The following is a 13,017-nucleotide window of genomic DNA, read 5'->3' as shown; positions in this document are numbered from 1 at the left end:
AAAATTAAAAAAGAATAGCCTTAATATTAAAGACCTTCATATGGTGATTATAACTTAAAGCTGTATATATGCTTTTTTTATTAAAAATAAATGCTTAATTAATTTGGATTAACTCCCTGTTTTAGCAACCAGTTCTTCCATTGATTTGAATATGTTATTAAACCGGGTTGTTTGCCATTTCCATTTTTGTAAATACTATTATAGTGCGGAGTCCATGAATGGTAGGCAGCAGCACGAGTCCAAAAGTCTTTTGATGTATTAGTAGTTAGTCTGTCATGTAAAATTTTAGCTGCAAGTCGAGCATTTAAACAACCATCGTTATTCACATGCTGTTTGTTATAACTCTCAAACATCCCACCTTTTTTGAAATGGATAGTATTTATTTGGAATTGACCCATATCTAAAGAAGAATTCTTGTTACGTGCGGTCTGGCCATTATTACCACGCTCTTTACTATGTATGCCTAACAATACATATAAAGGTACACCTTCAGCTCTTGCAGCATATGCAACACAATTTATTGTTGCTACCCGACCAGGTACGATCTGATCATAGTTTCCTGAATACTGATTTTGTGAATACGTATATGTTGCTGGCTGAATAGTTGGTCTAGATACACTTTGCTGAGTTTGTGGTTGATGCGTGTTATACGCAATTTGGGTTTGCTTCTGTGATTGTTGAGGTTGAGCAACAGTAAGGTTTTCTTTAGTTTGATCCTGATTATCCTTGTTTGAATATCGAACACCTAAATATTTTGTAGAAAAACCAGATGATCTTACAGATGACGTTGGAACCTGTTGGTTGGCCATAACTTGAAAAGGACGATAATTAGAAGCAGGGTTAGGTGTATTTAAACTATTTGCATAATTTGCAAGGTTATGTCGATCTTTGGGTAGATCAGCAAAACAAATACCTGAAACTGAACATAAAGTTAAAATATTTAAAGTTCTAATCAACATGTTATTCCCCCTTTTGCTCATCACGGCTTAAGTCATTTAAAAGGTGCTCTTTTTGTTTAGCTAGACGTTCTAAAGTTTCAATTGGAAGTGGATTAACACCGTCATACCAATTTAAATTGTATTTAGAAGGTGCATATCGAAACCAAGCTAAAAACGGTGAGTTAGGTAAGAATAAAAGACCAGTCCGAACTTGCCATGCTCTATATGCTGCAGTAATACTCCATAAGTAGAATAATGCGATGAGCAAGAGACCTGGAATCAATAACAAAGCGTGTTCTGCCTTGAACATCATATATGTTGCATAAATTGAAGCTAATACAACCAAACAAAGATAAAGCTTTGCAGTAAAGAAGTGATTTTTAATCAAAGTTTCTTTTTCAGCATCTGAAAGTTGTGACAAACGTTTCTGTGCAATTGGATATTGAGTATCTGCAATTTGTTTTTTTAATTTATTAAAGTTGTTTGGCGCAATAATCTCGAAGTCACAGATTGGGTTACCGCACTCCCAATTTACATTACCCTTAAAATTACGTGGAATACGATTGTCATGCATTAAGATTGATTTACCACATGATGGGCAAATTGGTGAAAGCATAGACTTAATATTTGACATATGTGGACCAAAACCGGACTTCATTGAACTCCAATGCGTTTTACGTCCAAAATCCAAAAAAACTGTTCTTAAAACACCTGGTTTTTTTGGTTTATTGTCCTCAATAGCCTGTTTAATAGCAGCTTCATCTAAAACCTGTTCGGTAATGTTTGACTTTTTGCGCGTATTATCAGAAACATCATTTTCAGAAGACATACTTTTACCTTCAATCTTTTATTATGTAGAATACAACAGACATATTAAAGGATTTTCACCATGTCTAAAACCCTTTTTAGCTTTACTCTATGTATTTTAAGTTCACTAGTTGTTATTGGGTGTAGTAATGATACAAATGAATTAGATACTGATCCTTTAAAAGGTCAAGAAAATAAATTTTTAAACACTGAGAAATCTGCAAGTGAACCAGAAGTTGTTTTTTACGATTTAGTTAATCCAAATGCTCCTATTGAACGTGAGGCATCTGCTTCAATGGCTGCATCTGAGGCAGTTTCAGAAGATCTAATGAAACCTGACCCCCTACCGCCTGAAATTATAGAAAGCATAAAACGTAATCAAGAAATTGAGGCTAAAAAGGCTGAAGCTTTAAAAAGTATTGAACAAGCTAAACGCATAGAAGCTGAAATATTGAACGAAAATCGAAGTTCAGATGACGGCTATACTTATAACAACAGTTCACAATAAACTAAGTTAAAGTTTAATAACACAAAATTATTATTTTAAGATAAACTATTTATAAATTTATTTGGTATATACAATTATGTTTAAAGATATCTTTAAGAAACATAAAATTAAAGTATTTATGATTACACCGATTATAATTGTATTATCCCTATTAGCATCATACATTTACTCATATACCTTTAAGCCACGAGTTTTTAGTCCTGATTGGTTTTCTAGTAGATATGCCGGTTGGGAAGCTGAACAACATGATTTATGGGTGGCAACAGTAATTGATGTTATGGGTCCAAAAACCATAAAAGTGGTAGATGTAAATGGCCAAGAAAAAATTATGGATCTTCTCTACTTAAATACTCTAAATTCCAGTCCAAAAATGAATAATTTCTATGCAGAAAATTTGTCACAATACATCGGACAACAATTATTCATCAAAGGGAATCCAGACAAAAGCCATTTTTCTGGTGTCCTTATAGATGGAAACGGCGAAAATATTAATTTAAATCTAACTTATGTTCCTGGTGCTGTTTTGGATATGTCATCTACAGCATATATACATGAAAGAGAAAAACAATTAGTACCCTATTTCGCAAATTTAAATGCAGAAAATAGAAATTTTTAAGTTAATAGTTAGGGATATAAGAAAGGCCATATTATGCCAGCACCATTAAGTTTTCTCACATTGGAACTTACCTCTAAAGTTAAAGATCCGATAGATGTGCCTGACATTATTAAGTCAACAATATTGACTCGAATCAAGAAAAGTTCAAACAACGCTGATAATCGTGTTCAGTATTTATATGATGTGAATGAAACACTCTGGAAGCCACGACAATTAGTGACTCAAGATGCAGTTAATCATCATGGTTTGAGTAATGAGTTGTTAAGCACTAAGGATAGTATTGCTGGGCTTAAAATAAAGAACTACATTGTTTATTGGGCAAACGTATATACATTTAGAATACTGCAGCTGAGTAAAGTAAAATTTTACAATCACAGATTCATTTTTTTGAATAATTTGCTCAACGTTATTGGCGAGGATGGTACCAAATCAATGAATACTTGGGCCAAGACCGTAAGCAAAGTTGAAGGTTTAAATATTGATGATGAGATACTTAAGAACCCGAACAATAAAGCAATTTGTCTAACGATCGTATTTGATTACATTGCTCAAAAATTCATTCAGTTGTATGGCTTTGATATCAACAAGCATTATGATCTAGTTGCTGCAGTACAATATAATAGTGCATTAAAAGCTAAAGAGAAAAAGTCCTTAAAGGTACATAAAGTCATGTCAAATGACTTTATTGAAATAAAAAAACTAATAGATAGTGGTCATGACGTTAAAGGTATTAAGAAACAATATTTTGAAAAACACAGATATTCACCTTAAAGCTTTAAAGCCACCTTCTTAAATAGGTGGCTTTTTTTATGTTTTTTAAAAATAAACTATCACTAAAACCATTTTTTAAAATATAATGGTTTTAAACCTTATTTTAATCGGTGATAAACTGTGTTATTTGGTAGTCGTAAAGAAATAGTATCGCACTTCCCTTTAGTCTCAATCTACAATAATAGCGATACTTTAACGGTGTCTGTAGATACAGATTCGGAAGACTTAAATCGCCAACCTAAAAATATTAAAATTGCAGCTTCTGACATCCAAGAATTAACGATGGAAATTTCTGGTTTTGAAGAATTAGAAAATCAAGAAGGTGGACGATTTTTTTCTTGTTTAGGCAAAGTCGAATTGGTTAATTCATTGCCTGATGGTAATAAAAATCGATACACTTTAGCTGAACCTAATATCAAAGTTCATGCTGCTAAAAAGGGTCATTTACCCCCTGCACCAGAAATTAAGCAACTGGTACGCAATGCTTGGCTTGATGCATACAGCGATGCTTGTCAGAACCTTAATACACCAGCGTATTACAATGAAGAGTCGCGTTTTCAGCGGTTTAAGAATTCTACCGCTGGCAAATTCTTAATGATACTTTTTAGCGCATTTATTGTCATTTATTTAGCCTTAGCTATATTTGGTTACGTTAAAAGTAAAAATGCACCAGTAGATCCAACAGTGGCGATTGCAAATCAAATTGCAAATGATCCACAGGCTGCTCAACAATTATTGAATCAACTAGAACAGCAACAACAAAGCCAAACAGCCACCCCAGGTACCGCATCTACAACTGAACAAGCTGCTGAGCAAGAACGCCGTGAAGAAATTAGTTCATTTGGATTAGATCCCGGTGTTAGTGACGAATAATGTAATAGTTATAATAAACCCTCATAAAATTGAGGGTTTTTTTATATCTTTGTCTTTGGAAAATATTGTCTTATTGTTAGAACACAATTTTTGATAAAACATAAATAATGACTAGGTGAATTGGATAGAATAAATATGCCCACTTCCCAATTCTAGGTATATTTAATTTGAGGTCAATGTTGCTGATATTTAATAGGATAATACATCCAATTACTGTAGCTAAAAAACTGTTAACTGCGAAACTAAAAGCCATAGGATAGGTTTCAATATAATTGTAAAAACCACCAATATACCAAGCACTTAAGTTACCTAGTACAGCTAATATTCCAGAAAGTATTACGAGGGTTTTTTGTTTATTTGCACTACTGACTTTTAAAGAAAGATATATTGTAGCTATTAGAAAAACACCATAAAAACCATACATAATGTACTTAGAAAAAAAGATGGTTATTAAAGCTAAAATAAAAAATAGGATTGTATCTGATTTTTTAGTCGATTCACCAAGTACAACTAAGATAAAACCTATAAGCAATGTCGGCATAACACTTAACGTTTCAAATGGACCAGTGATATACATTTGATATGGGATTTCTGATAACAACGAAAAAATAAATAAGTTTTTAAAATAATTACTTAAAGTTGTAGTTTTTTGACTATTTATTGCGGTATGTAGATTGAAAGCTAGAATTAAACAAAACAACGGAAACGCCCAGCGACCAATAGACCTAAGAAGATATGACTGGTCTGGGAAAAGTATCGATATGTGATCTACTACCATAGTTATGATTGCGAACCACTTAAGTAGATCTAAAACTGCATAACGCGTTCCGACACTATCTATTTGTACTTTTTGAATATGTTCCATGTATTATTGTTCGCAATTGGGTTAGTGTATGCATCGCTTCTTTGCTTTCTTACATTGTTCCTATTGTCTAATATTTCGATAGTTTTCCATCCAGCTGGGAAGCCGATTATCAAACCCGAATTATAAAAGCGAGTTCGATGTCGATCATTATCTCCAGCATAAAAAATATATGCCCTAATATCGTTATATGGTCTATGGCCAACTAACACATTATCTTCATCTTCTTCAAAATAATCATAGATTGATTGAATTTCCTCATCTTTGAATGATCCACATTTTTCAAATAATGCAGCACTTGATCTGAAGGTAATAGATTCTTTCGCAAGGGTTTTGTTAATGATCATTCGAGTAACATTCTTCGCGAAAACTGGCAGGTTATAATGTACTGGAAGATGGATTTCATTGGTTTTTGTCAGGTCAATTGGATCATCAAATGGATGTGATAGCTCCATGGCCCTATTGTAAAGGTGCAGCCATTTTTCTAGATATTTTTCTACGTGCAACTTTTCACCAAGATAGATTGGCAATCCATCAATAGTTGTCAGGTTAGTTGGTGGATAAATATCACTTCTTAATTCAAGGATATCTTGTTTTAATTTTGCGATTTGTATTGGATCACTAATCATCAGATCTCCTTTGAAAAAAGTGACTTATGGAATGTATACTTATAAGTTTAATATAAATATTCTAAAAATTATAATTAATCGGTATTGTTAATATCGACCTTCTATTAGTTTAATGAGAATAATGCATGGGCTTTAGCTGTCTAGTTGGAAATGAGATCAAATATAGTTTTACTTATTACGATACTGAATGGGAAGCTTTAAAATATGATTATCTTGCTCCTAATATCCTAATGCCCTGCTGTGGCCATGCATGTATTCCCAAAACTAGTATCTTAGGTACCAAGTATTTTGCACACAAAGCGAAAGCTTAGTGTAGTTCTAGATCTCCTGAATCGAGAGAACATCAGAAAAGATTGCTTCTCTTGAGTGATACCCCTCCATATTTTTTTAAAAAAGTTTTTCGCTAAAAATCTATCTATACAATAGATAACAATGATGCACCTTAATGAGGAATTGTATAATGAAAGAAATTACTCGAAAACAAATTCAAAGAGCTGATTTAGTTTTCCGTGGCCGTATGTCTCGTACAACTTTCTTAGACCATCCTGCATTTTGCTATTCATTTGAATCATCAGGATTTAAAGACTATATATTCGGTGCCACTACTGGACCGTCAATTGGAATAGATAATTTATTTCATGAAATGGCTCATGCAATTGATTTTGTATTAACTGGAGATGATATCAAGCGCCGTACTTTAGGGGGGAGATTCAATTTTGAAGTAAATATGGTCTCCATTAACGGCAGACTATATGAGCAACTTGAAACAAGTCAATGTACTATGCGTGAATGTAGAGCTTTTGCCATTCAAATGAAGTTGATGCACATCGTGGGATTTAAAACCAATTTAGAATCAATGGCTGCAAACTATGCACACCTAACCATATGGCTTCCAGATTGGTATTTAATAGAAGGTGATAATGAAACTGAGCGTGTGGAATGGTGTAAGAATCACATTATGAAGCTTTACAATGAATATGATGATCAAAGTATCTTGAATGCATTTCAAATTTGGTTGGATAGTATTCAACACATAAAGCAGTCAGTTAAAGCATCATAATTAGTACTTTATGCTCCTGAGTAATATAATAAACTTATGTTCATCATGACCAGCCATATATCATATATGGCTCACAGCTAAACTATAGATTAATAGGATTATAATGGTTCCGAAATCTCATTGTGCAGATGCATATAATCATAAACTTGAAGTAAACATTACAGCTAAACCTGAAATGTGGTCTTGGTTGCTTCAGGATGTAAACCTTAATGGTAAGCCACATATAGCCATATCAAGCAGTGATCCATGGTACTACGCAGATTTTGTAACCTATCTAAAACTATTAAACTTTCGACTTGAAAACCTAAACTTTTCCAAATTAGATATAAAGGATTTCGATCAGATTGACTGGTCCTTCCTTAAATCTAATCGTTATCAAAATGCAGAAGTGTTTAAAGATCAAAATATTCTTTTAAATAAGCCAGATTTCCTATGTCATAACAGCAAAGTTCTATCTGTTGATATCAATACATCTGAAAGCCAGGTAGCTCAACTCGTCTATGATTATTACCGCCGTTATATACCTTTTCTTTATTCATTCCTGAAATTGATTAGAATTCAGCAAAAACTATCTCTTGAAATAAAATTACCAATTCTGGACATGTTTTTTTCAAATTTTGGCAATGTTGATACAGGCGAGTTTAAAAGAACCCTCCCATTTGATGATGGTAAACTGATATCAATGCTAATTGATCGTTTCACTGAGTATTGCATATTAAGAAGTGAGAAAAAGTTTGGTCGTGCGATCTCTCAGCTGAATGATGTCATTAAAGGATTAGCAGAGTATTTAAAAATCATCACTACAGTTAACTACATCGATTATGAATTGATGCACTTCTTACACACATGTTTTATGGGAGATCGGTTTGAAGACTATTATAATTTCTTTAATACAGCAGAAGAAGAATTCTTATTAAATAATTTAAGTTGGACATATACGAAAGCATTTCAACTGTCTGGTAGCTAATCACCAGTATAAAAAGATACAACTTTATTTAATTCAACGACTGATATAGCTATTCCGTCTTCCTTGTTTGTATAGTAATCAGTCATTCTATGACTCCATTTAATGTGTGGATCACCTTTAATTAAGAAAAGCGTTTTAACATTTGGTATGTATTTCCATTCAAGCTCAGCATAAAATCCCATTAATGAAGCTATTTTCATGACTTCATTAAACTCATTCTCATTACTTATGTTGATTTTATATGACTCTAATAATGGCATATTTTTACCTCTTGTTTGATGCAAGAAGACGTTGATACTTTTTCCTAGAAAGATAAGACGCGATTAATAATGTGAGAGCTACAGCAATACCGATACTTATATTCCAGGCCATAGGCAATATTAAATATCCCATAGTTCCAACGAAGGTCTTCAGCCAAAATATAGGAGCTACAAACATAAAAAATATTAAAGGACAAAGTTTTATGAAATTAAGGATTGTTCTGATTAGTATGTTCACATAGTTCACCATATTTAATTAATAAATTTACCGCAATTATCATACTTACAACCTTCAAAATCATAAGGATTATATTGCCATACTATTCTTCCACATTTCGGACAATTCCATTTGGTTTTACCAGTCCCACTTTTTTTCTTTACTTGTAAATGCATTGGTAAAACCAACCCTTCATCAATGACCATTTTTTCCAATAAAAACTTCGAGTACTGGAATGTACGGCGTTTTTGCTTAAAAGCAGTTTCAAATGGGATTAAAACAAAATGTTCAGTATATTTTTGAACATCTTCTAGTTTGATTTTGGAGGCTTTGTAAAAATCTGTAGATACGGCGCCTGAACGCGCATCTAACCAATACACATCGTTTCCATCATACTGACTTGAATCAATCCCCTTTTCATATGCTACGTAATGCATATAGTCATCAGAGATCTGAGAGGTTTGTGGGATGTATTGATAGTCAACTTTCCAAACTGTTGATTCCAGGATATGTTTTAAAGATATAGGCTGATCATATTCACGCGCCGTATCCCAGGCCTTTTGTGCTTCATCTTTAGTATATACGTGTGCAAGATCAATATTGGTTGAATATCCTTTGCCATTAATACAGTGAAATCCTACATTTGAGCCGACATTATCTCTAAAACACGCTAATAAAAACTTATTAGATTCCATATTATGCTTCATCCAATATCATATGTTTTGATAACAACTGTTTTGCTAAACGTTTAATACCACCAGTATCAGTTTCAAGTTTTTCAAATAGATCACCGTTTGGATTATTAACGCCTTCTAATTGACCTTTTTTGATACCCAACACATCTGAAATAATTGGATCTGAACCAGAGTCAGCTAAGAGGTAATACACGGCGATATTTTTTTGTTGGCCATCACGATTCAAACGTCCTACACATTGCTCGTGCACACCTGGAGACCAATCTAATTCTCCAAAAAGAATATTTGAACAGTCAGGATGATACTGTAGACCATCTAAACCAGCACCAGATCTCAATGAAATAATTAATACCTTACTTTCACCATTCATAAATGCTTCTTTAGCGCGTTCTTTAGCAGCTGGACTTTCTGTTCCTGTATACATTACAGGTTTTAGATCTGCTAGGCGTTCAAGCCATATATTGTAAACGTCACGATGCCAACCATATAAAATTATCGACTCGCCAGACTCAACAATCATTCTTGCAAACTCAGCTACATAAGGTGCTTTTGCTATACCAGTTGCTTGGCGCATCATGATATTAAACTCTTCGGTCGCTTTTAATTTTTGACCTTTGTATTCTTGAGTAGAGTTCAAAATAATTTTTGCTAACTCAACAGCTTGACCCTTAATTTTGTCTAATATTTTAGGATCACTTTCGATGTATTGAGGAATGGTTTGCACTGGAGGTAGTTCTTTTTTTACATCTGCTCGAGTACGGCGCAACATTATCCCCTCATCACGCAGATATGTACCAAATGCTTTAGGATCATTGATCTTTTTTTCAAAAGAACACCACTCACGTTGAAATTCTGTTTTCGATCCTAAGCTCCCAGGCCGTAGTATTTCAATTACATTAAAAAACTCATCACCATAGTTATAGATAGGTGTAGCCGATAGTCCTAACCGTAATTCTGCAGCCTGACTAATGAGTTTTGCACCGGCATATTTTTGGGATGTTGGACCGGTACGCATTTCCTGACATTCATCAAATACACAGAATTTAATTTTACCAGTTAAGTATTCTGCCCACCCATTAAGTTTAGAGTAACTACAGATAATTACATCTGGTGCTACTTCATCCTTTTTGTGTAGTGGATAAGGGGACCCTTTCTTTAAAATATGACATTTTAAATGTGGGGCGAACCGGTTAATTTCTCGTTCAATCTGCTTTGGTAGATGTGTCATCGTAACGAAAAGTACTGGTAACGTTTCTGGCAAAATCATTGGACAAATAGCACTGACTGTTTTACCCAAACCTAGATCATCAGCTAAAAGTAAACCTTTGACAGATAATAGCAAATCTGCAGCTGCTCTTTGATATTCATACGGCGGAACAGCTAATTCAAACTTTTTGATGGGCCGTTTGTAATCCATTACATCTAAGATATCTTCCTTTAAATTTTCATAGTTAGAAGATTGCTCTTTAAGATACTCAAGGTTCTCTATCTGCATTGGATAACGATCAAGAAACCAAAGTAAATCATGGCAGTTCGCTAAGTTATTCGTTAATTCAATACATTCTGATGCATATTGAGTAACTTGAGGGAAAACGCGCTTTAAACGTGTTTTAACATGGGGCTCACAGCGAATAAGCCAGATATTATTTTCAAATGTCACTGAACCATATGATCTATTCATTAGAAAATCCCCGTTAAAATGCGATGACGGTATATACCTTTATCATTTAATTGAATGGGCAAGTTATTTAGCCAGTAAGGGCTACCGATAACAAATACTGCAGTAATAGATTCATGACCAAGATACCGACTGATTTGGCGCAACAGTGAGTTACGAGCACCATCTATTTTGATTTCGACCCCAATCCGTCCTATATCAAGTTCTACGACAAAATCCACAATATCTTTATTTGATAAACGTACTTCTCGTTCGAAGGGAATATTTTTAGCAATGAAGAGTTCTTCTAAACATTTTTGAAGTTCTTTTTCATTTGAGTAGCGATACTTATGTGAAGCAACTATGTCACCAAAATTATCTATAGTGATCATTCACTTTCCCCTTGTTGTTCAGCAGCCTTTTTTTTCTGTTTAATAAGTTTTTTATCAACCGTACTGGAGAGCACTAACTCAATTTGACAATCTGTACACGTCAACCTAAACGTAGGTGCACACAATGCCCCACGGCCACAATCTGGGCATGTGAAAGATTCTCTTGTTTGCTTTTTTTTCTTGGGTAGTTCGTCATCCAGTGAGCCAATTTCCTGAACAATGGTTTCACCAAAAACGAGCTCATTTAATACAACAACTGCCTTTTCGGGATCTTGAATTTCCCCTTTAAATATTTTTACAACATTTGGTTCAGAGCTAGATTGATCTGGATCTTCATCAAGAAAGGCCGATGGGAAAATAGATCCTAGAGTCTCTACATGATCATCCGAGGTATCAACCTTTGAGATAGCTAAGTCAAAATGATCAACCATTTCTTCGCTTATGATTTCATCTTCATCGGATAATGGAATACCGTAACCTGTGATAAGTCCAATTGATTTTTGACCTTCAACTGATTGCTTTCTTAAATTGGCAGTATTAAGCACTTGGTTAAGATCTTTACCTAAATGAGCAATATGAAAAAGCTTTGGTGAAGCAGAAGGCAATAACTCCATAAGCTCAATTTGTTCTTGAATCATCTCGATACTAGATAAAGTCTTAGGTACATATTTGTCATACCATTTTATGATTCTTCCTTCTTCAACGAGTTCATTACACACTTTAATGAACTTACCATCATCAAGTGGGTAATCAGACATCTTCTCACCAGTCTCTTTACCCCCTTTTCGACCAGTATCACTCGTAATTAGTCCAATTTCACGCATGTAAGATGAAAATTCAGCATTGTGATATGAGCGCTTAGACGGCGTACCATGGACTGCTTGTTTGAGGTGACAAAGCTCGTGTGCGTATGTTTGGAAGATATCAATTAAAGGTCTTATTCCGAAATAATCAGGATTTAACGCTAATTCATGGGTATAGCTGTTCCCATCATCTATTGACGCAAATCTATTTTCAGACCAATAACCAGTATTTTTATTGATACGTTGGAGTGTAATCAAACATTCAGGTAACTCATTGTTGAATAACCTGTCATTGAATGTGTCATACACATGCTGCAGTTCTTCATAAAACTGCAGAGTAGTTCTATTCTTTATCGTCATTTTTCAGTCGTCCAAACAGGATCAAACTATAGTTTTGGAGTGTACAAACCCAATGAATGAATTTTACCCATATTTGCAATTATCGTCAAATATCTCATGTAACATAAATTATAATTATTTGTGATGTGTTTACTTGTTGCAAATCACTTGATATATTTTAATAAATTTATATTTGGCATTTATCATGACTGGTTTCAAAGCAAAAAGCCTTACCACTCCACCGACAAATGGAACAACACTTCGAGTAAAAAAGGATGAAGTAGATGCAATCAATACTTTACTTCTTGACTTGGCAAAAAGAATGATTGACGAAGGTTATGAACCCATTAAATTTAGTGAACTTGCCGATATAATTATCAAACTTGGCTTGAAAAACTTCTCTGCTGATAAGTTCATGGCAGAAATTAGTAAGCCCTCAAATTAATGAAATAATTGGTAAAATGCTATCTGTACAAATATTGACTATTTAATAAAGGAGTTCGCCTACTTAATAAAATTCAGTAGTATTATGTTTAATTAATATTTTCAAATGTTTATTAAACTTTTCTTTAAAATGTTGTTAGTAATTATTGCTTTTCTACAAAAAGATTGGATATCAAAAT

Annotated in this window: 16 protein-coding genes; 7 read left to right on the top strand and 9 right to left on the bottom strand. The window is 33.7% G+C overall.

Going from position 1 to position 13,017, the window contains the following annotated elements; genetic code table 11:
- Positions 1 to 98: 98 nt before the first annotated feature.
- Positions 99 to 959 carry a hypothetical protein gene (locus FTT76_RS07130; protein WP_180190270.1) on the bottom strand — a complete coding sequence of 287 codons (861 nt, stop codon included), beginning with the start codon at positions 957 to 959 and terminating at the stop codon, positions 99 to 101.
- 1 nt (position 960) lies between these two features.
- Positions 961 to 1,767: a hypothetical protein gene (locus FTT76_RS07125; protein ID WP_180190269.1), complete on the bottom strand. Its 807-nt coding sequence runs from the start codon at positions 1,765 to 1,767 to the stop codon at positions 961 to 963.
- Positions 1,768 to 1,827: 60 nt separating this feature from the next.
- Between FTT76_RS07125 and FTT76_RS07120 the strand changes: the two genes are divergently transcribed.
- The 4 genes from FTT76_RS07120 (at position 1,828) to FTT76_RS07105 (ending at position 4,513) form a co-directional block, all read left to right on the top strand.
- On the top strand, positions 1,828 to 2,253 hold the full coding sequence (locus FTT76_RS07120) for a hypothetical protein (protein ID WP_180190268.1): 426 nt from the start codon (positions 1,828 to 1,830) through the stop codon (positions 2,251 to 2,253).
- 76 nt (positions 2,254 to 2,329) lie between these two features.
- A complete protein-coding gene (locus FTT76_RS07115) occupies positions 2,330 to 2,869 on the top strand; it encodes a hypothetical protein (protein ID WP_180190267.1) in 540 nt (179 codons plus the stop codon).
- Positions 2,870 to 2,902: 33 nt separating this feature from the next.
- Complete coding sequence (locus FTT76_RS07110) at positions 2,903 to 3,640, top strand: hypothetical protein (RefSeq protein ID WP_180190266.1); 738 nt, start codon at positions 2,903 to 2,905, stop codon at positions 3,638 to 3,640.
- Positions 3,641 to 3,760: 120 nt separating this feature from the next.
- Complete coding sequence (locus FTT76_RS07105) at positions 3,761 to 4,513, top strand: hypothetical protein (RefSeq protein WP_180190265.1); 753 nt, start codon at positions 3,761 to 3,763, stop codon at positions 4,511 to 4,513.
- A 76-nt stretch (positions 4,514 to 4,589) separates the two neighbouring features.
- Here FTT76_RS07105 and FTT76_RS07100 read toward each other — a convergent pair whose 3' ends face one another.
- Both FTT76_RS07100 and FTT76_RS07095 read right to left on the bottom strand, forming a co-directional pair.
- The gene (locus FTT76_RS07100) at positions 4,590 to 5,378 is read right to left on the bottom strand and encodes a TraX family protein (RefSeq protein WP_180190264.1); all 789 of its coding nucleotides are present in this window, start codon (positions 5,376 to 5,378) and stop codon (positions 4,590 to 4,592) included.
- Positions 5,351 to 6,004, bottom strand: a complete 654-nt coding sequence (locus FTT76_RS07095; protein ID WP_180190263.1) for a hypothetical protein — start codon at positions 6,002 to 6,004, stop codon at positions 5,351 to 5,353. The genes FTT76_RS07100 and FTT76_RS07095 overlap by 28 nt, the downstream gene beginning before the upstream one ends.
- Positions 6,005 to 6,464: 460 nt before the next feature.
- Between FTT76_RS07095 and FTT76_RS07090 the strand changes: the two genes are divergently transcribed.
- Both FTT76_RS07090 and FTT76_RS07085 read left to right on the top strand, forming a co-directional pair.
- The gene (locus FTT76_RS07090; RefSeq protein ID WP_180190262.1) at positions 6,465 to 7,064 is read left to right on the top strand and encodes a hypothetical protein; all 600 of its coding nucleotides are present in this window, start codon (positions 6,465 to 6,467) and stop codon (positions 7,062 to 7,064) included.
- 103 nt (positions 7,065 to 7,167) lie between these two features.
- Positions 7,168 to 8,031 (top strand): hypothetical protein, encoded by an 864-nt coding sequence (locus FTT76_RS07085; RefSeq protein ID WP_180190261.1) that lies wholly within the window; start codon positions 7,168 to 7,170, stop codon positions 8,029 to 8,031.
- Here FTT76_RS07085 and FTT76_RS07080 read toward each other — a convergent pair.
- The 5 genes from FTT76_RS07080 to FTT76_RS07060 all read right to left on the bottom strand — a co-directional run bounded on the left by FTT76_RS07080 (position 8,028) and on the right by FTT76_RS07060 (position 12,415).
- Positions 8,028 to 8,291: a hypothetical protein gene (locus FTT76_RS07080; RefSeq protein WP_180190260.1), complete on the bottom strand. Its 264-nt coding sequence runs from the start codon at positions 8,289 to 8,291 to the stop codon at positions 8,028 to 8,030. The genes FTT76_RS07085 and FTT76_RS07080 overlap by 4 nt on opposite strands.
- A gap of 252 nt (positions 8,292 to 8,543) precedes the next feature.
- Positions 8,544 to 9,203: a hypothetical protein gene (locus FTT76_RS07075; protein ID WP_180190259.1), complete on the bottom strand. Its 660-nt coding sequence runs from the start codon at positions 9,201 to 9,203 to the stop codon at positions 8,544 to 8,546.
- A 1-nt stretch (position 9,204) separates the two neighbouring features.
- Positions 9,205 to 10,884, bottom strand: a complete 1,680-nt coding sequence (locus FTT76_RS07070) for a DEAD/DEAH box helicase (protein ID WP_180190258.1) — start codon at positions 10,882 to 10,884, stop codon at positions 9,205 to 9,207.
- Positions 10,884 to 11,252, bottom strand: coding sequence for a hypothetical protein (locus FTT76_RS07065; RefSeq protein WP_180190257.1), 369 nt, complete (start codon positions 11,250 to 11,252; stop codon positions 10,884 to 10,886). Before FTT76_RS07065 ends, FTT76_RS07070 begins: the two co-directional genes overlap by 1 nt.
- Positions 11,249 to 12,415, bottom strand: coding sequence for a SprT-like domain-containing protein (locus FTT76_RS07060; RefSeq protein WP_180190256.1), 1,167 nt, complete (start codon positions 12,413 to 12,415; stop codon positions 11,249 to 11,251). The genes FTT76_RS07065 and FTT76_RS07060 overlap by 4 nt, the downstream gene beginning before the upstream one ends.
- Positions 12,416 to 12,599: 184 nt before the next feature.
- Between FTT76_RS07060 and FTT76_RS07055 the strand changes: the two genes are divergently transcribed.
- Positions 12,600 to 12,839 (top strand): hypothetical protein, encoded by a 240-nt coding sequence (locus FTT76_RS07055; RefSeq protein WP_180190255.1) that lies wholly within the window; start codon positions 12,600 to 12,602, stop codon positions 12,837 to 12,839.
- Positions 12,840 to 13,017: the final 178 nt, after the last annotated feature.

The sequence above is a fragment of the Acinetobacter sp. YH01009 genome, assembly GCF_013420765.1.
Lineage (GTDB): Bacteria > Pseudomonadota > Gammaproteobacteria > Pseudomonadales > Moraxellaceae > Acinetobacter > Acinetobacter amyesii.
Note: the sequence above shows the minus strand (reverse complement) of the source record. Positions and strands in the feature narration are given on the sequence as shown.